General features: G+C 70.5%; 16 protein-coding genes. 5 read left to right on the top strand and 11 right to left on the bottom strand.

Going from position 1 to position 17113, the window contains the following annotated elements; genetic code table 11:
• Window positions 1–166: 166 nt before the first annotated feature.
• Window positions 167–661, top strand: coding sequence for a DUF3145 domain-containing protein (locus tag ACFYOH_RS06965; RefSeq protein ID WP_388621955.1), 495 nt, complete (start codon window positions 167–169; stop codon window positions 659–661).
• 78 nt (window positions 662–739) lie between these two features.
• On the opposite strand, the gene fabF is transcribed toward ACFYOH_RS06965, so the two are convergent.
• The 5 genes from fabF to ACFYOH_RS06940 all read right to left on the bottom strand — a co-directional run bounded on the left by fabF (window position 740) and on the right by ACFYOH_RS06940 (window position 5685).
• On the bottom strand, window positions 740–2002 hold the full coding sequence (fabF, locus tag ACFYOH_RS06960; RefSeq protein ID WP_388621953.1) for a beta-ketoacyl-ACP synthase II: 1263 nt from the start codon (window positions 2000–2002) through the stop codon (window positions 740–742).
• An 85-nt stretch (window positions 2003–2087) separates the two neighbouring features.
• Window positions 2088–2336, bottom strand: a complete 249-nt coding sequence (locus ACFYOH_RS06955) for an acyl carrier protein (protein ID WP_135785772.1) — start codon at window positions 2334–2336, stop codon at window positions 2088–2090.
• A gap of 82 nt (window positions 2337–2418) precedes the next feature.
• The gene (locus tag ACFYOH_RS06950; protein WP_388621951.1) at window positions 2419–3450 is read right to left on the bottom strand and encodes a ketoacyl-ACP synthase III; all 1032 of its coding nucleotides are present in this window, start codon (window positions 3448–3450) and stop codon (window positions 2419–2421) included.
• A 10-nt stretch (window positions 3451–3460) separates the two neighbouring features.
• Window positions 3461–4378, bottom strand: coding sequence for an ACP S-malonyltransferase (locus tag ACFYOH_RS06945; protein WP_388621949.1), 918 nt, complete (start codon window positions 4376–4378; stop codon window positions 3461–3463).
• Between the two features lie 89 nt (window positions 4379–4467).
• Window positions 4468–5685, bottom strand: a complete 1218-nt coding sequence (locus tag ACFYOH_RS06940; RefSeq protein ID WP_388621947.1) for a PucR family transcriptional regulator — start codon at window positions 5683–5685, stop codon at window positions 4468–4470.
• 73 nt (window positions 5686–5758) lie between these two features.
• Here ACFYOH_RS06940 and ACFYOH_RS06935 point away from each other — a divergent pair, with 73 nt between their 5' ends.
• The gene (locus ACFYOH_RS06935; protein WP_388622337.1) at window positions 5759–6412 is read left to right on the top strand and encodes a pirin family protein; all 654 of its coding nucleotides are present in this window, start codon (window positions 5759–5761) and stop codon (window positions 6410–6412) included.
• Window positions 6413–6421: 9 nt separating this feature from the next.
• Here ACFYOH_RS06935 and ACFYOH_RS06930 read toward each other — a convergent pair whose 3' ends face one another.
• The gene (locus tag ACFYOH_RS06930) at window positions 6422–7252 is read right to left on the bottom strand and encodes a serine hydrolase domain-containing protein (RefSeq protein WP_388621945.1); all 831 of its coding nucleotides are present in this window, start codon (window positions 7250–7252) and stop codon (window positions 6422–6424) included.
• Window positions 7253–7271: 19 nt separating this feature from the next.
• On the bottom strand, window positions 7272–7748 hold the full coding sequence (locus ACFYOH_RS06925; protein WP_388621944.1) for a GNAT family N-acetyltransferase: 477 nt from the start codon (window positions 7746–7748) through the stop codon (window positions 7272–7274).
• Between the two features lie 96 nt (window positions 7749–7844).
• On the opposite strand from ACFYOH_RS06925, the gene ACFYOH_RS06920 reads away from it, so the two are divergent.
• Complete coding sequence (locus tag ACFYOH_RS06920; protein WP_388621942.1) at window positions 7845–8309, top strand: MerR family transcriptional regulator; 465 nt, start codon at window positions 7845–7847, stop codon at window positions 8307–8309.
• Window positions 8306–9322 carry an aldo/keto reductase gene (locus tag ACFYOH_RS06915; RefSeq protein WP_388621940.1) on the top strand — a complete coding sequence of 339 codons (1017 nt, stop codon included), beginning with the start codon at window positions 8306–8308 and terminating at the stop codon, window positions 9320–9322. Before ACFYOH_RS06920 ends, ACFYOH_RS06915 begins: the two co-directional genes overlap by 4 nt.
• Before the next feature lies 1 nt (window position 9323).
• On the opposite strand, the gene ACFYOH_RS06910 is transcribed toward ACFYOH_RS06915, so the two are convergent.
• The 3 genes from ACFYOH_RS06910 to ACFYOH_RS06900 all read right to left on the bottom strand — a co-directional run bounded on the left by ACFYOH_RS06910 (window position 9324) and on the right by ACFYOH_RS06900 (window position 12175).
• Window positions 9324–10172 carry a DUF4429 domain-containing protein gene (locus ACFYOH_RS06910; RefSeq protein WP_388621939.1) on the bottom strand — a complete coding sequence of 283 codons (849 nt, stop codon included), beginning with the start codon at window positions 10170–10172 and terminating at the stop codon, window positions 9324–9326.
• A gap of 66 nt (window positions 10173–10238) precedes the next feature.
• Complete coding sequence (locus ACFYOH_RS06905) at window positions 10239–11456, bottom strand: alpha/beta hydrolase (protein WP_388621938.1); 1218 nt, start codon at window positions 11454–11456, stop codon at window positions 10239–10241.
• A gap of 83 nt (window positions 11457–11539) precedes the next feature.
• Complete coding sequence (locus tag ACFYOH_RS06900) at window positions 11540–12175, bottom strand: TetR family transcriptional regulator (RefSeq protein ID WP_388621936.1); 636 nt, start codon at window positions 12173–12175, stop codon at window positions 11540–11542.
• Window positions 12176–12241: 66 nt separating this feature from the next.
• Between ACFYOH_RS06900 and ACFYOH_RS06895 the strand changes: the two genes are divergently transcribed.
• A complete protein-coding gene (locus ACFYOH_RS06895; RefSeq protein WP_388621934.1) occupies window positions 12242–13861 on the top strand; it encodes an MFS transporter in 1620 nt (539 codons plus the stop codon).
• Between the two features lie 454 nt (window positions 13862–14315).
• Here ACFYOH_RS06895 and aceE read toward each other — a convergent pair whose 3' ends face one another.
• On the bottom strand, window positions 14316–17063 hold the full coding sequence (gene aceE / locus ACFYOH_RS06890) for a pyruvate dehydrogenase (acetyl-transferring), homodimeric type (RefSeq protein WP_388621932.1): 2748 nt from the start codon (window positions 17061–17063) through the stop codon (window positions 14316–14318).
• Between the last annotated feature and the right edge of the window lie 50 nt (window positions 17064–17113).

Below are 17113 nucleotides of genomic sequence, written 5' to 3'. Positions count from 1 at the left end.
CCCGTACAAGCGTCCCCCTGGGTGAATGGCGGGGGTTTCCTGACACCGGGACCGACGGTACGTCACACTCCTTGCACCGCCGCAGGGTAGCCTCGCCATCAACGCGGCCGTCGGGCCGCTGCCGCCAGCCAGTCCGCAAGATGTCCCGCTCTGCCCGGAGGTTCCGGTGACGACACGTGGAGTTCTGTACGTGCACTCCGCGCCGCGCGCGCTGTGCCCGCACGTCGAGTGGGCCGTCGCCGGGGTGCTCGGCACGCGCGTCAACCTCGACTGGATCCGGCAGCCCGCGGCCCCCGGCACCTGGCGCTCGGAGTTCTCCTGGCAGGGCGAGGCCGGTACGGCCTCCAAGCTGGCCTCCGCGCTGCGCGGCTGGCACCTGCTCCGCTTCGAGGTCACCGCCGAGCCCTGCCCGACCGCCGAGGGTGAGCGTTACAGCTGCACCCCCGACCTCGGCATCTTCCACGCCGTCACCGGCCTCCACGGCGACATCCTCATCCCCGAGGACCGCCTGCGTGCCGCCCTGACCCGCTCCCAGCGCGACGAGACGGACCTGGAAGCAGAGATCGCCAAGCTCCTGGGCAAGCCGTGGGACGACGAGCTGGAACCGTTCAGATACGCCGGCGAGGGCGCCCCGGTCCGCTGGCTGCACCAGGTGGTGTGAGTCTTCCTACCTCGATCTTTCCGTATCCGGGCATGAGAGGGGGCCCCTGCCGATCGGCAGGGGCCCCCTCTCGCGTACTCAGATCGTCCGGAACGCCAGAACCACGTTGTGCCCACCGAACCCGAACGAGTCGTTCAGCACGGCGATACGGCCCTCGGGCAGCGCACGCACCTCGTCGCGCACGACGTCCGCGTTCACCTCGGGGTCGAGCTCGCCGATGTTGATGGTCGGCGGAGCCGTGCGGTTGACCAGCGCCAGGATCGACGCCACGGTCTCGATGCCACCGGCGCCGCCCAGCAGGTGACCGGTCATCGACTTCGTCGCGGAGATCGCCATGTGGTCGACGTCGTCGCCGAACACCTTGCGCAGCGCCTTGATCTCGGCCACGTCACCCTGCGGCGTCGATGTGGCGTGCGCGTTCACGTGCACGACCTCGGCCGGCTTCAGATCCGTGGTGTCGAGCAGGTTCTGCAGCGCGTGCGCGATGCCGTTGCCCGACGGCTCCGGCTGGGTGATGTGGTGGCTGTCGGCGGAGATGCCCTGGCCGACCGCCTCGACGTAGATCCGGGCGCCGCGGGCCTTGGCGTGCTCCTCGGACTCCAGAACGATCACGCCGGCGCCCTCACCGAGCACGAAGCCGTCACGGCCGGCGTCGTAGGGACGGGAGGCGCCCTGCGGGTCGTCGTTGTTCTTGGACATCGCCATCATGTTGCCGAACGCGGCGATCGGCAGCGGGTGGATGGCGGCCTCGGTACCACCGGCCACGACCACGTCCGCACGCCCGGTGCGGATCATCTCGATCGCGTACCCGATGGCCTCCGCGCCCGAGGCGCAGGCCGAGACGGGGGTGTGCACACCGGCGCGGGCACCCAGCTCGATGCCGACGTTGGCCGCCGGGGAGTTGGGCATCAGCATCGGCACGGTGTGCGGGGAGACGCGGCGTACGCCCTTGTCCTTGAGGATGTCGTACTGGTCCAGAAGCGTCGTCACGCCGCCGATGCCGGAGGCGATGACCGCACCGAGACGGTCGGGGTTCACGGACGCGTCCTCACCGGCCCTGGCGGTGAAACCGGCGTCCTTCCAGGCCTCCTGAGCGGCGATCAGCGCGAACTGCGCCGAGCGGTCCAGCTTGCGGGCCTGCGGCCGGGGGATGATCTCGCCGGGCTCGACGGCGATCTGCGCGGCGATGCGGACCGGCAGGTCGGCCGCCCACTCCTGCTCCAGGAGGCTGACACCGGACTTGCCGGCGAGCAGGGCCTCCCAGAACGAAGCTGCGTCGCCACCCAGCGGTGTGGTTGCGCCGATACCGGTGACGACCACGGTGCGATTGGTCGGGCTCACGGGAATTCTTTCTCCAACGGATGCGGGATTCTACGGCGCCACCGCCGGGTGGCGGGGCCTTGCAGCCTGGGGCCTAAGAGGTGACTCAGCCCTGGTGCTTGAGGATGTAGTCGGTCGCGTCACCGACGGTCTTGAGGTTCTTGACGTCCTCGTCCGGGATCTTCACGTCGAAGCGCTCCTCGGCGGCGACGACGACCTCGACCATGGACAGCGAGTCGACGTCCAGGTCGTCGGTGAAGGACTTGTCCAGCTGGACGTCCTCGGTGGGGATCCCGGCGATCTCGTTCACGATCTCGGCGAGACCGGCGACGATCTCTTCCTGAGTGGCGGCCATGTCAGGCGCTCCTTCTTCGATGTTCCAGACGGTTTGTGGCAAATTCCTGCCGTGCCCGATCCCAAGATCCGGCACGGAGTGCCTAGGGGAGGGTAACGACCGTTGCGGCGTAGACGAGACCCGCCCCGAATCCGATGACGAGCGCGGTGTCGCCGCTCTTCGCCTCCCCGGTCGCCAGGAGCCGCTCCATCGCGAGCGGAATCGAGGCGGCCGAGGTGTTGCCGGTGGTGCGGATGTCACGGGCGACCGTGACGTGCTCCGGCAGTTTGAGGGTCTTCACCATCGAGTCGATGATCCGCACGTTGGCCTGGTGCGGGATGAAGACGTCCAGCTCCTCCGGGCTGATCCCGGCCGCGTCCAGCGCCTGCTGGGCGACCTTCGCCATCTCGTACACGGCCCAGCGGAACACCGCCTGGCCCTCCTGCGTGATGGCGGGGAACTTGATGTTGCCCTCGCTGTCGAGCGGCAGCGCGGAGACGTCGCCGAGCCGGTAGCGGTCCCAGGGGACGGTCTGCTTGATCGTCTCGGCCTTGTCGCCCTCGGAGCCCCACACGGTCGGGCCGATGGCCGGCTCCTGCGAGGGACCGACGACGACCGCCCCGGCGCCGTCGCCGAACAGGAAGGCCGTGGCCCGGTCCTCCAGGTCGGTCAGGTCGCTGAGCCGCTCCACGCCGATGACGAGCACGTACTCGGCGGAACCTTCCACCACCATGCCCTTGGCGAGGGTCAGGCCGTAGCCGAAGCCAGCGCAGCCGGCCGAGATGTCGAAGGCGGCGGCCTTGCCAGTGCCCAGCTTGTCGGCGATCTCGGTGGCCACGGCCGGGGTCTGGCTGAAGTGCGAGACCGTCGAGACGACCACGGCACCGATCCGCTCGGCGCCGATGCCGGCGTCCGCGATGGCCTTGCCGGCCGCCTCGATCGACATCGCGGCCACGGTCTCCTCGGGACCGGCCCAGTGCCGGGTCTCGATGCCGGAGCGCGAGCGGATCCACTCGTCGGACGAGTCGATCTTCTCCAGGATCACCTCGTTGGGCACCACCCGGGTCGGCCGGTAGCCGCCGACACCGAGGATGCGCGCATACGGGGCGCCCTTGCTGGGCTTGATCTTCGCCATGTACGGCTCCTTAGGCGCCGGCGTGCTCGGAGATGAGCGCGCGGGCCGCGTCGAGATCGTCGGGGGTCTTCAGGGCCAGCGTCGTGACGCCGGGCAGCGCCCGCTTGGCCAGGCCGGTCAGGGTGCCGCCCGGGCACACCTCGATGAGCGCGGTGACGCCCAGCTCCTTGAAGGTCTCCATGCACAGGTCCCAGCGCACGGGGTTGGCGACCTGGCCGACCAGCCGCTCCAGCACCTCGGCACCGGTCGCGACGGCACGGCCGTCCTTGTTGGAGATGTAACGGACCCTCGGGTCGCCCGGGTTCAGCTCCGCGGCGGCCTTGGCCAGCGTCTCGACGGCGGGAGCCATGTGGTGGGTGTGGAAGGCGCCGGCGACCTTCAGCGGGACGACCTTGCGGACGCCCTCGGGCTTGTCGTCGTTCAGCGCGGCCAACTGCTCCAGCGTGCCCGCGGCGACGATCTGGCCCGCGCCGTTGATGTTCGCCGGGGTCAGGCCCAGCTTCTCCAGGTGCGCGACGGAGGTCTCGGGGTCGCCGCCGAGCAGCGCCGACATGCCGGTCTCGGTGACCGCGGCGGCGTCGGCCATCGCCAGACCCCGCTTGCGGACCAGGCCCAGCGCGGCGGTGTCGTCCAGGACGCCCGCGAAGGCGGCGGCGGTGATCTCGCCCACGCTGTGACCGGCCACCGCGTCCGGGGCAGTGTCACCCAGTGCCGCGGCGGACAGGATCCCGGCGGCGACCAGCAGCGGCTGGGCCACCGCGGTGTCACGGATGGCGTCGGCGTCGGCCTGGGTGCCGTAGTGGACCAGGTCCAGTCCGATGGCGTCCGACCAGCCGGCGACACGGTCGGCGGCGCCGGGCAGTTCGAGCCAGGGAGTCAGGAAGCCGGGCGTCTGGGCGCCTTGGCCGGGAGCGACGAGTACGAGCACTCTCACACTCTCTCTTGGGGACGGCCACGGCCGCCCGTGGGGACAGGGACGAAGAACACGAAGGGCTTTTGTGGGCCCCCGACAAAACGCTATGCGGGGGTCTCGCCGTCGGCCAGACGCCCCAGGATGAGCGCGATCCGCAGCGTGAACGCGGATCTTACATCCGAAGGCGACCAACCGGTGACGTCTGTCACACGTCGGAGCCGGTAGCGCACGGTATTCGGGTGAACGAAGAGCATCCGGGCCGCGCCTTCCAGACTGCTCGCCTGCTCCAGATAGACACTCAGGGTTTCCAGCAGCGCCGAACCGGCTTCTTCGAGAGGTCTGTAGATCTCCTCCACCAACTGCTCGCGGGCGCTCGGATCGCCCGCGATCGCGCGCTCCGGCAGGAGATCGTCCGCCAGCACCGGCCGCGGCGCGTCCTGCCAGGCCGAACACGCCTTCAGGCCCGCGGCGGCGGCCTGCGCGGACCGGGTGGCGGCCAGCAGATCGGGCACGACGGGCCCCGCGACGACCGGCCCGGCGGCATAGGGCCCGATCAGCGACTTGGCGACGGCGAGCGGATTGGCGCTGCCGCCCGCGATGACGACGAGCCGGTCCCCGAGCACCCCGGTGAGCACCTGCAGCTTGGCGTGCCGAGCGGCCCGCCGGATCGCCTCGACGGTCAGTTCGCTGTCCCCGTCGGGCGCGGTCCCGAGCACGACGCACACATGCTCCGGCGAGTTCCAGCCGAGCGCGGCGGCCCGGCTGACGGCCCCTTCGTCCGCCTCCCCGCTGAGCACGGCGTTCACGACCAGCGACTCCAGCCGCGCGTCCCAGGCACCGCGTGCCTCGGCGGCCTGCGCGTACACCTGCGCGGTGGCGAAGGCGATCTCCCGGGCGTACACGAGGAGCGCCTCCCGCAGCACGCTCTCGTCACCGGGCGCGGCCACCTCGTCGATCGCCGACTCCATGACCTCGATGGTGGTCCGCACCATCTCCACGGTCTGCCGCAGCGTGATGGCCCGGGTCAGCTCGCGCGGCGCGGTGCCGAAGACATCGGTCGAGATCGCCTGCGGGGCGTCCGGGTGCCGGAACCACTCGGTGAAGGCCGCGATGCCCGCCTGGGCCACGAGCCCGATCCAGGAACGGTTCTCCGGGGGCATGGCCCGGTACCACGGCAGGGTCTCGTCCATCCGCGCGATGGCCTGCGCGGCGAGGGACCCGGACGACTTCTCCAGCCGCCTGAGGGTCGCGGAGTGCGGGTGGACGTCGCGTGCGTGGTGTTCGGCGTGGGGCTCGCTGCTGTGGGATTCGGGTTCGGGCACGGGACAAGACTGCCTTATCGGGACGGGACCGTGTGCCGCTGGGTCGCAGGTGAGGTCTACGGTGGTGCCCGTGATGGACGTACGGCGCGCCGGTGAGCGCTACCCCGGGGGCGAGCCCGAGGCCGGGATCGAGTCGTGGCACGCCTTCTCCTTCGGGCCGCACTACGACCCCGGCAACCTCCGCTTCGGTGCGGTCATCGCCTGCAACGAGGAGCGGCTGGCACCCGGTGCCGGCTTCGACGAACACCCGCACAGCCACACCGAGATCGTCACCTGGGTCGTCGAGGGCGAGCTGACCCACCGTGACTCCACCGGCCAGGAGACGAAGGTCCGCGCCGGTGACGTCCAGCACCTCAGCGCCGCGGCGGGCGTCCGCCACGTGGAGCGCAACGACGGGTCGTCGCCGCTCACCTTCGTCCAGATGTGGCTGGCGCCGCGGGACCCCGGCGGGGAGCCGTCGTACGAGATCATCCCGGGGATAGCCGACTCCACGCCGTACGCGGTGCCGGAGGCGGGGGCGATGCTGCACATACGGCGCCTGGCGGCGGGGGAGCGGACCGCGGTGCCGGACGCCGCGTTCGTGTACGTGCATGTGGTGCGCGGTGGGGTCCGGCTGGGGGCGGAACAACTGGGCGCGGGGGACTCCGCCCGGATCGCGGGGGCGGAGGGCCTGGAGGCGGTGGGGGTGACGGCGACCGAGCTGCTGATGTGGGAGATGGGCGGGTAGGGGGCGACCTCAGCCTCGCAGCTCCGCCAGCACCGCGTCCGTGAACACCGGCCACGCCTCGATCGCCCAGGGCCCGAACGCCCTGTCCGTCAGGGCGACCCCCGCAACTCCCGCATCGGGGTCGATCCACAGGAACGTACCCGACTGCCCGAAGTGCCCGAAGGTGCGCGGAGAGGACGAACTCCCCGTCCAGTGGGGCGACTTGGAGTCGCGGATCTCGAAGCCGAGCCCCCAGTCGTTCGGGTTCTGGAGGCCGTACCCGGGCAGCACGCCCTTCGTCCCCGGGTACTGCACGCTCATCGCCTCCGCGACCGTCCGCGGATCCAGCAGCCGCGGCGCCTGCACCTCCGCCGCGAACCGCAGCAGGTCGGCCACCGTGGACACCCCGTCCTTCGCGGGGGAGCCCTCCAGTGTGGTGGACGTCATGCCCAGCGGCTCCAGCACGGCCTGCCGCAGATACTCGGCGAACGGAATGTCCGTCGCCTTGGCGATGTGGTCCCCGAGTTGTTCGAAGCCGGCGTTGGAGTAGAGGCGGCGCTCACCGGGAGGCGCCATCGCCCTGTGCTCGTCGAAGGCCAGCCCGGAGGTGTGCGCGAGGAGGTGGCGGACGGTCGAGCCGGGCGGCCCGGCCGGCTCGTCCAGCTCGATCGCGCCCTCCTCGTAGGCGACCAGCGCCGCGTACGCGGCCAGCGGCTTGGTGACCGAGGCGAGCGGAAAGCGGTGCCCGACGGGACCGTGCGTCCCGAGGACGGTCCCGTCGGCTCGTACGACACCCGCCGCCGCGGTGGGGACGGGCCACTTCTCGATCGACGCGGGGCTGGTCAGGCTGTTCAACGACATGCTCCCGAGCCTATGCGGCTCACAGCAGCAGCCGCATCGACGGGTCGGGGTCCCGCTTGAAGCCGAGCGAGGCGTACAGCGGCTCGGCCTCCGAGGAGGCGTTCAGCAGCACATGACCCGCACCACGCTCCCGGAACCAGGCCAGCAGTTCCTCCATGGCCGCGCGCGCGTACCCCCGCCGCCGGGCGTCCGGGTCGGTCGCGACGCTGAAGACGTGTCCGACCCGCCCGTGCGGATTCCCGGCCTTCCCGATGCGGTACTCCAGCGTTCCCACCACCAGCGCGGCCAGCGCCCCCGGCCGGTCCGGATGGTCCACGACGAAGGCGGCGAAGTCACCGTCCGGCTCGGCCAGCCGCTTCTGCAGCGTCGGCAGCGACTCGGCATGCCAGTCCGTCGGTGCGCCGCCTCCCCCGCTCCACAGGGAGTCGATCATCACCTGGCGCAGACGCAGCACTTCCATGGCATCCTCGGGCAGGGCCCGGCGTACGAGACTCATGTGTCGCACGCTAGCCAGAAGCCCCGGCCCGCGTCCCCGGGTTTCTTACCGAATCCGCTTGCTTGGAGTGCACTCCAACCCCATAGCGTGGGGGCCATGACGGTGATGCAGACGACGCCCGCGGACACCGCGCGAACGACCCCCGCCGACATCTGCTCCGCCCCGCCCAGACGCCATCCACGCCCCGACGGCCAGGACCACTACACGATCAGCGAGGTCGTCGCGATCGCCGGCCTGACCGCGCACACCCTGCGCTGGTACGAGCGGATCGGCCTGATGCCGCACGTCGACCGCTCGCACACCGGTCAGCGGCGCTACAGCAACCGCGACCTGGACTGGCTGGACTTCGTGACCAAGCTGCGGCTGACCGGCATGCCGGTGGCGGACATGGTCCGGTACGCGGAACTGGTCCGGGAGGGCGAGAGCACCTACGGCGAACGGCGGGACCTGCTGGAGTCGACCCGCCAGGACGTGCTGAACAGGATCGCCGAACTGCGGGACACGCTCGCCGTGCTCGACCGCAAGATCAGCTTCTACGCGATGGAGGGGACAACGCGATGACCGACGCCAGGATTCCGACGGTACGGCTCGGCGAGAACGGACCGGAGGTGGGCATCCAGGGCCTCGGCTGCATGGGCATGAGCTTCGCGTACGGCCCCACGGACGCCGGCCAGGCGCGTGCCGCGCTGGAGCGGGCGCTGGAGCTGGGCGTGACGCTGTACGACACGGCGGACGCCTACGGCGCGGGGGAGAACGAGCGCTTCCTCTCCCCCTTCTTCACGGCGCACCGGGAGGAGGTGGTCATCGCCACCAAGTTCGCCCTGTCGATCCCGCAGGACGACCCGACCAAGCGGATCATCCGCAATGACGCGCCGTACATCCGCGAGGCCGTCGAGGCCAGCCTGAAGCGGCTCGACGTCGATGTGATCGACCTGTACTACATGCACCGCCGCGATGTGAACGTCCCCATCGAGGAGACCGTCGGCACGATGGCGGAGCTGGTCCGCGAGGGCAAGGTCAAGTACCTCGGGCTGAGCGAGGTCACCGCCGACGAGCTGCGCGCCGCGCACGCCGTGCACCCGATCGCGGCCGTGCAGTCGGAGTGGTCCCTGTTCAGCCGGGACATCGAGGCGAAGGTCGTACCGGCCGCGCGGGACCTGGGCGTGGCCCTGGTGCCGTACTCGCCGCTCGGCCGCGGCTTCCTCACCGGCTCCTTCACCCACGCCGAACAGGAGCTCACGGCCGACGACTTCCGCCGTCACCAGCCCCGCTTCACCGGCGCCAACGCGACCGCCAACGCGGCTCTCCTGGAGCCGATCCGCGCGATCGCCGAGGCCCACGACGCCACCCTCGGCCAGATCGCCCTGGCCTGGGTACAGCAGCGGGCGACGATCGACGCCCTCCCGGTGGTTCCCATCCCGGGCACCCGCAAGCCGGGCCGGGTGGCGGAGAACGTAGCCGCGACGGCCGTCGTCCTGACGGACGAGGAACTGTCCCGACTGGAACACATCGCGGCCAAGGTGGCCGGTGAGCGCTACGCGGACATGGCGTTCACCTCCGCGGGCCGGGAGTAGCTCAGAGTTCCGCCAGGAGTTCGGCCTTCTTCGAGGAGAACTCCTCGTCGGTGACCAACCCGGCCTGGTGCAACTCCCCGAGATGTCGGATCCGTTCGGCGATGTCCGCCGGGTCGCGCCGTGACGGGGCCGGTACCGCGGGTACCGGCCCCCGCGTGCGTACGGCCGCCAGGACCGCCGCGGCGAACGGCAGCGACTCGTGCACCGGCCCGTACCCCAGCCCGAAGACCACGGCCGCCGGATCCTGGTCGGGCTGCGGGGACGCGTCCGAGCCGGGGGCACGGCGAACCAGCCGCAGATGCCCCTCGAACACCTCCGGCGACCGCCACTCCACCCCGCTCAGCTGCGTGACCGGAAAACTCTGGTCGCCGGCCTTCCACTTCGCCGACGACGCCCCCGTCCACGACCAGCGGAACTGCACGGCCGTACCGTCGAAGCTCGCCTTGCCGTCGTACGCCTTGAACGACAGCGGCGCCTCGGGCGCCGCCACCAGATGCCGCTCGGTGGCCCCGGACTCGGTCAACAGCCCCTTCAGTTCGTCGGCGTAGTACTCGGCGAGGGTCTCCCGCTCGGCCGGCAGCACCAGCCGGTACGGATCCGAGCCCTCCTTCAACTGCCCGTCCGCCGCCTCGATCAGCGGATCCGCGCCGACGCGCGGCAGCAGCCGCAGCACGACGGTGCCGCGCCTGCCCGGGGAGAGCGTCACGCCCTCGACCGCGGACAGCGGGACCCGCCGCTCCCCGAGTGCCTGGAACAGCTTCGGTGTCCGAATCCCCCGTTCGTAACGGATGAGCACGGAGTCGGACTCGAACTCCCAGACGGCATGAAAACCCGCCAGTACGTCACCCATGCGGCTCATCGTATGCGGCACGTGCTCCTCCGTCGCCACCCGCGCAGACCGCACTTCCTGCTGTTTCTACGCGCGTCCTGCCGTGGTGCTGCCGGACACACCGGCCCGGCACAGGTCGTTCTCGCGTGCGCACGTCACCGCGTCGTACGCCCCGACGGCCACGTCGGCGAGGTTGCGCAGGCTGTCCGTGCCCGGCTGGAAATAGCCGGCGTGGCCCTGTGCGTCCCGGGCGGACAGCACGCGCGCACCGAACGCCGAGGACACCGGATCGGCGCCGTGCCCGAGCCCGCCGAGCTCCAGGTACGGCACGTCCTGGATCCAGTCGCTGGAGTCCCGCATGGCCCACACCCGGGCCGTGGTGTCCAGGTGGGAGGCGCGGGAGACCCGCATGCCGGGGCTCGCGGCCACGGCTATGTCGGTCACCCGGCGCGGCATGCCGTGCGCGGCCACCCCGCAGACCACGGAGCCGTAGCTGTGGCAGACCGTCGCCACCGGGGCGCGGCCGGGCAGGCCGCCGAGCAGCGCGTTCAGCCGGACGGCGCCCTCCGCGGCGCGCAGCCCGGTGGCCGCGTCCACGCCGAGGCCGTCGGGGGCGGTGTAGTCGGCCCAGGCGATCACGGCCGTACGGGTCGTGGGGCTCTGCGCGCGCTCCGCCGCGTACAGCGCCTTGGCCATGCCGACCGGGGCGGTGTACTGGCGGTTGGTCTTCTGGAAGGTGAGCAGATCCGTGTCGACACCGGGGACGACGACCGAGATCCGCTGCGCCCGGTCCAGGTTCCCGAACACCTCCGCGATACGGCCCGAGCCCTCGGGGTCGAAGGCCAGGATCTGCCTGCCGGGGCTCGTCAGGGCCTCGTAGCGGTGCATTCGGCGGCCCGCGTCCTGCTGTCCGGCCGCGCTGAGCCGGCTGTCGTGCATGCGTTTCTTCTCGACCTTGCGCTGCTGCTCCAGCGCGATGTGGTTGGCGCGGTAGCGCAAGGTCACGGGGGCGCCGTTCATGTTGCCGACCGCGAGCGGGTAGCGGCGGGCGAGACGGCCCTGCTCCTCGGGGGAGAGGGACGCGAAGAAACGGCTGAGCACGGACGGTGCGGCCTTGGGATCCGGCAGCCGGAGGCCGTGGATGCTGCCGTGCTCCCACTTGGTGAGCGAGGCCTGCAGTGCGGTCGACTCCCTGTGGCTGTGCAGGGCGGTCCAGCCGGTGGTCGCGAGCATCACGAACACCACGGCCAGTGCCAGCAGTGCGCGCCAGACGTTCAGTTGCGGGGAGGTGTCGAAGGAAGTCACTGGGAGGACACACTAGGAGAACGGGAGGGTCTCGGGGTAACCGAGTGACAGGTATCACGTTTCGCGAGGCATCGAACGCGTTGTCAACGATCTCGGTTTGAGCGCCAGTTCCCGATAAGTGCCGAACCCACCTGATCGAGGTAGGACGCGGTGAGTTGACGGATCGCCACCAGACTGAAGTCCTCGCCCGTGCACCACTGCCGTTCGGTGACCCTTATCACTGCGCCGAACACGGCCACGGCCAGCCGCGGTCGAGGGTCGGCGTCGACGTCCACGCCCTCGCGCTCGGCCAGCAGGCGCGCGATGGTCTCCTCCGTGGCCGCCGAGCGACGCAGATGGGCGGCGAGCAGCGCGGGCGTCGTCTCGATCGTCCGGTACATGCGCAGATACAGCTCGACGGGTACGGCCGACTCGACGGTCTCCCGGATCCCGTCCCAGCCCTCCAGGACCGCCTGCCGCAGGGCCTCCAGCGGCGCCTCGTGCGGCGGACGCGCGCGTACGGCCTCGACGAAGCGCGCCTCCGTCATCTCCTGGACCGCGAACGCCACGTCCTCCTTGCCGGCGAAGTAACGGAAGAAGGTGCGCTGCGAGACGTCGACGGCCTCGGTGATCTCGTCGACGGTCGTGTGCTCGTACCCCTGGGTCGTGAACAGCTCCAGAGCGGCCCGCAGCAGCGCTTCCCGGGTGCGCTGCTTCTTGCGTTCGCGCAGTGTTTCCATGCGTGTCAGTTACTGACGGATGAAATCATTTGTCAATTGTCAGAGACTGTCACTAGCCTCGAACGCATGACTAGTCAGACCACCCTCGACGCGACGGGGCCGGGGGACACGGCACCGGAAGCCCCGCTCGAGTCACCTCCGGCCGCGGGGCTGCGCGGCCATCCCTGGCTCACCCTGATCACCGTCGCCGTGGGCGTCATGATGGTGGCCCTCGACGGCACGATCGTGGCGATCGCCAACCCGGCTATCCAGAAGGACCTGGGGGCCACCTTCGCCCAGGTGCAGTGGATCACCAACGGCTACTTCCTCGCCCTCGCGGTCTCCCTGATCACCGCGGGCAAGCTCGGTGACCGCTTCGGCCACCGGCAGACCTTCCTGATCGGCGTGACCGGCTTCGCCGCCGCCTCCGGCGCCATCGGCCTGTCCCACAGCATCGCCGCGGTCGTCAGCTTCCGCGTCTTCCAGGGCCTGTTCGGCGCGCTGCTGATGCCGGCCGCGCTCGGTCTGCTGCGGGCCACCTTCCCGGCCGAGAAGCTCAACATGGCCATCGGCATCTGGGGCATGGTGATCGGCGCGTCCACCGCGGGCGGTCCGATCCTCGGCGGTGTCCTCGTCGAGCACGTCAACTGGCAGTCGGTGTTCTTCATCAACGTGCCGGTCGGCGCGCTCGCCCTGATCCTGGGCGTGCTGATCCTGCGCGACCACCGTGCCGAGAACGCCCCGCGCTCCTTCGACCTCCTTGGCATCGCGCTGCTCTCCGGCGCGATGTTCTGCCTGGTCTGGGCCCTGATCAAGGCACCGACCTGGGGCTGGGGCGACGGTAGGACGTGGCTGTTCATCGGCGCGTCCGTGGCGCTCTTCGCCGCGTTCTCGTTCTGGGAGACGAGGGTCGCAGAGCCGCTGATCCCGCTGGGCCTCTTCCGCTCCGTACCGCTCTCGGCGGGCGTGGTCCTCATGGTCCTGATGGCCATCGCGTTCATGGGCGGCCTGTTCTTCGTGACGTTCTACCTCCAGAACGTGCACGGCATGAGCCCCATCGACGCCGGTCTGCACCTGTTGCCGCTCACCGGCATGATGATCGTCGGCTCGCCGCTCGCCGGTGCCGCGATCACCAAGCTCGGCCCGCGCATCCCGCTGGCCGGCGGGATGGCCGCGACCGCGATCGCCATGTACGGCATGTCGACGCTCAAGGCCGACACCGGCAGCGGTGTGATGTCGATCTGGTTCGCGCTGCTCGGCCTGGGCCTCGCGCCGGTCATGGTCGGCGCCACCGAGGTCATCGTCGGTAACGCCCCGATGGAGCTCTCCGGAGTGGCGGGCGGCCTCCAGCAGGCGGCCATGCAGATCGGCGGCAGCCTCGGTACGGCCGTGCTGGGCGCCGTGATGGCCTCCAAGGTCGACAGCGACCTGCCGGGCAACTGGACCGGCGCCGGGCTGCCGCAGCTGACTCCCGGTCAGCTCGGCAAGGCCTCCGAGGCGGTTCAGGTCGGCGTCGCCCCGGTGCCGAAGGGGGTGCCGGACCAGATCGCCGCGAAGATCGCTGAGGTCGCCCATCACACGTTCATCTCCGGGATGAGTCTCGCCTCCCTGGTCGCCGCGGGTGTGGCGGCGGTCGCCGTGCTCGTCGCGCTGCTCACCAAGCGGGGCGCGAACGCGGAGGGGGGCGCGGGCGTGGGCCACATCTGAGGCTCTCCGCCCGGGTGTCTTCCGGGCGGAGTTCCCCTATCAGGGTGACTCCGCTAAAGATCGCTCGCACCGGGCGCGCGCCGCAGGTCACAGTGGGTCAAGTCCTCCGCAGGGCATGGGAGGACGGCAGGGCTGTGGCGCGCGCTGCGGAGGGGGCTGCGCGCGCCAATGCCTGCGGCGCGTTTGCCTGCGGCGCTTTGGCCGGGGCGGCAACTGGGGTGGGGCTGCGGGGCGTTGCCGGGTGCGGGTGAGTGGGGGCTGATCGCGCAGTTCCGCGCGCCCCTTACGGGGCGCTCCCCGCCGTCGTAGCCCCATACCCCACACTGCGTCACCCAGCGTCCGGGCGCCCCAGAGGGGCGCGGGGAACTGCGCCACCAGCCACGCAGTCCCCCGCACCCGGCGACGAACAGCAGACCCTCCCCGGTTGCCGCCCCGTCAAAGCCGAGCGCAGCCGCTACGCGTCGCCGCCCGCCGTCCCCGGATGCGCCGCCGACACGTCCAGCAGCTGGTACCGGTCGATGGCCTGCTTCAGCACCGAGCGGTCCACCTTGCCCTCCCGGGCCAGCTCGGTCAGCACCGCGACGACGATCGACTGGGCGTCGATGTGGAAGAAGCGCCGCGCCGCACCCCGGGTGTCGGCGAAGCCGAAGCCGTCCGCGCCCAGCGACTGGTACGTGCCCGGCACCCACCGCGCGATCTGGTCCGGAACCGATCGCATCCAGTCGGACACGGCCACGAACGGACCCTCGGCGCCGCTGAGCTTCCGCGTCACATACGGCACCCGCTGCTCCTCCTCCGGGTGCAGCAGATTGTGCTCCTCGCACGCCACGGCCTCGCGGCGCAGCTCGTTCCAGGAGGTGGCCGACCAGACGTCCGCGCGCACGTTCCAGTCCGCGGCGAGGATCCGCTGTGCCTCCAGCGCCCAGGGGACCGCCACGCCGGACGCCATGATCTGCGCCGGGACCGAGCCGCTCGTGCCCTCACTGAGCTTGTGGACGCCCTTGAGGATGCCCTCGACGTCCACGTTCGCCGGCTCGGCCGGGTGCTGGATCGGCTCGTTGTAGACGGTCAGGTAGTAGAAGACGTCCTCGCCGTGCGGGTGCTCGGCGTCGCCGCCGTACATCCGCCGCAGGCCGTCCTGGACGATGTGCGCGATCTCGTAGGCGTACGCCGGGTCGTAGGCCACGCACGCCGGGTTGGTCGAGGCGAGCAGCTGCGAGTGGCCGTCCGCGTGCTGCAGGCCCTCACCGGTCAGGGTCGTACGGCCGGCGGTCGCACCCAGCACGAACCCGCGCGCCAGCTGGTCGGCCATCTGCCAGAACTGATCGCCGGTGCGCTGGAAACCGAACATCGAGTAGAAGACGTAGACCGGGATCAGCGGCTCGCCGTGGGTGGCGTAGGCCGAGCCCGCCGCGATCAGGGAGGCCGTGCAGCCGGCCTCGGAGATGCCGTCGTGCAGCATCTGGCCGGTCGGCGACTCCTTGTAGGCGAGCAGCAGCTCCCGGTCCACCGACTCGTACTGCTGGCCGAGCGGGTTGTAGATCTTCGCGCTCGGGAAGAAGGAGTCCATGCCGAACGTGCGGTACTCGTCCGGCGCGATGAGCACGAACCGCCGGCCGATCTCCTTGTCCCGCATGAGGTCCTTGAGGAGCCGGACGAAGGCCATCGTCGTGGCGATGGACTGCTGGCCCGTGCCCTTCTTCACCGTCGCGTACGCCTTGTCGTCCGGCAGCGCGAGCGGCTTGGAGCGCACGACGCGCGTCGGGACGTACCCGCCGCACTGGTGGCGCATGTCGTGCATGTACTGGATCTCGTCCGTGTCCCGGCCCGGGTGGTAGTACGGCGGCAGGCCGGACTCCAGCTCCTTGTCGGAGATCGGCAGGTGCAGCCGGTCCCGGAAGCGCTTGAGGTCGTCGACCGTCAGCTTCTTCATCTGGTGCGTGGCGTTGCGGCCCTCGAAGTTGGGGCCCAGCGTCCAGCCCTTGATCGTCTTGGCCAGGATGACCGTCGGCTGGCCCTTGTGCTCCTTGGCCGCCTTGAACGCCGCGTAGATCTTGCGGTGGTCGTGACCGCCGCGGCCCAGGTGCAGGATCTGGTCGTCGGTCATGTTCTCGACCATCGCCCGCAGCCGGTGGTCGTCGCCGAAGAAGTGCTTGCGGATGTACGCGCCGGACTCCGTGGCGTACGTCTGGAACTGCCCGTCCGGGGTCGTGTTCATCTTGTTGACGAGGATGCCGTCCCGGTCCTGCGCGAGCAGCGGATCCCAGGTGCGGTCCCAGATCAGCTTGATCACGTTCCAGCCGGCGCCCCGGAAGATCGACTCCAGCTCCTGGATGATCTTGCCGTTGCCGCGCACCGGGCCGTCGAGCCGCTGCAGGTTGCAGTTGACGACGAAGGTCAGGTTGTCCAGGCCCTCCCGGGCCGCGATGGACAGCTGGCCGAGCGACTCCGGTTCGTCCATCTCGCCATCGCCGAGGAACGCCCACACGTGCGACCTGGAGGTGTCGGCGATGCCGCGCGCCTCCATGTAGCGGTTCATCCGCGCCTGGTAGATCGCGCCGAGCGGGCCGAGGCCCATGGAGACCGTCGGGAACTCCCAGAAGTCCGGCATGGAACGCGGGTGCGGGTAGCTGGACAGGCCGTTCGGGTACCGCGACTTCTCCTGGCGGAAGCCGTCGAGCTGGTCCGCGGTGAGCCGGTCGAGCAGGTACGCGCGCGCGTAGATGCCAGGGGAGGCGTGGCCCTGGAAGAAGACCTGGTCGCCGCCGTCGCCCTGGTCCTTGCCGCGGAAGAAGTGGTTGAAGCCGACGTCGTAGAGCGAGGCGGAGGAGGCGAAAGTGGCGATGTGGCCGCCGACGCCGATGCCGGGGCGCTGGGCGCGGGAGACCATCACCGCGGCGTTCCAGCGGGTCGCGTTGAGGATCTTGCGCTCGATCTCCTCGTTGCCCGGGAAGAACGGCTCGCTCTTGGTCGGGATCGTGTTCACGTAGTCCGTGCTGCGCATCTCGGGCACGGCCACGCGCCGCTCGCGGGCCCGCTCGATCAGCCGGAGCATGAGGTAGCGGGCTCGCTCCCGGCCGCGCTCGTCCACGGCGGCGTCGAGGGAATCGAGCCACTCCTGCGTCTCTTCGGGATCGAAGTCAGGAACCTGACTCGGAAGGCCGCCAATGATGATCGGATTGCGATCGGATCCGGAAGCCACGCTGTTCCTTACCTGTCAGAGGGCCAGTTGTCCGCACCTGCCTACACCGC

It is taken from the genome of Streptomyces sp. NPDC007856 (genome assembly GCF_042868225.1).
Classification (GTDB): Bacteria; Actinomycetota; Actinomycetes; order Streptomycetales; family Streptomycetaceae; genus Streptomyces.
The sequence above is the reverse complement of the archived record's forward strand: the minus strand, read 5'-3'. Positions and strand labels throughout refer to the sequence as shown.

What these genes read in the sequence shown, in the direction of transcription:
- ACFYOH_RS06920 (WP_388621942.1), top strand. Translation starts at nt 7,845, where the DNA reads ATGACGGTGATGCAGACGACGCCCGCGGACACCGCGCGAACGACCCCC.
- ACFYOH_RS06930 (WP_388621945.1), bottom strand. Translation starts at nt 7,252, where the DNA reads ATGTCGTTGAACAGCCTGACCAGCCCCGCGTCGATCGAGAAGTGGCCC.
- ACFYOH_RS06910 (WP_388621939.1), bottom strand. Translation starts at nt 10,172, where the DNA reads ATGGGTGACGTACTGGCGGGTTTTCATGCCGTCTGGGAGTTCGAGTCC.
- ACFYOH_RS06900 (WP_388621936.1), bottom strand. Translation starts at nt 12,175, where the DNA reads ATGGAAACACTGCGCGAACGCAAGAAGCAGCGCACCCGGGAAGCGCTG.
- ACFYOH_RS06925 (WP_388621944.1), bottom strand. Translation starts at nt 7,748, where the DNA reads ATGAGTCTCGTACGCCGGGCCCTGCCCGAGGATGCCATGGAAGTGCTG.
- ACFYOH_RS06955 (WP_135785772.1), bottom strand. Translation starts at nt 2,336, where the DNA reads ATGGCCGCCACTCAGGAAGAGATCGTCGCCGGTCTCGCCGAGATCGTG.
- ACFYOH_RS06935 (WP_388622337.1), top strand. Translation starts at nt 5,759, where the DNA reads ATGGACGTACGGCGCGCCGGTGAGCGCTACCCCGGGGGCGAGCCCGAG.
- ACFYOH_RS06915 (WP_388621940.1), top strand. Translation starts at nt 8,306, where the DNA reads ATGACCGACGCCAGGATTCCGACGGTACGGCTCGGCGAGAACGGACCG.
- ACFYOH_RS06895 (WP_388621934.1), top strand. Translation starts at nt 12,242, where the DNA reads ATGACTAGTCAGACCACCCTCGACGCGACGGGGCCGGGGGACACGGCA.
- ACFYOH_RS06950 (WP_388621951.1), bottom strand. Translation starts at nt 3,450, where the DNA reads ATGGCGAAGATCAAGCCCAGCAAGGGCGCCCCGTATGCGCGCATCCTC.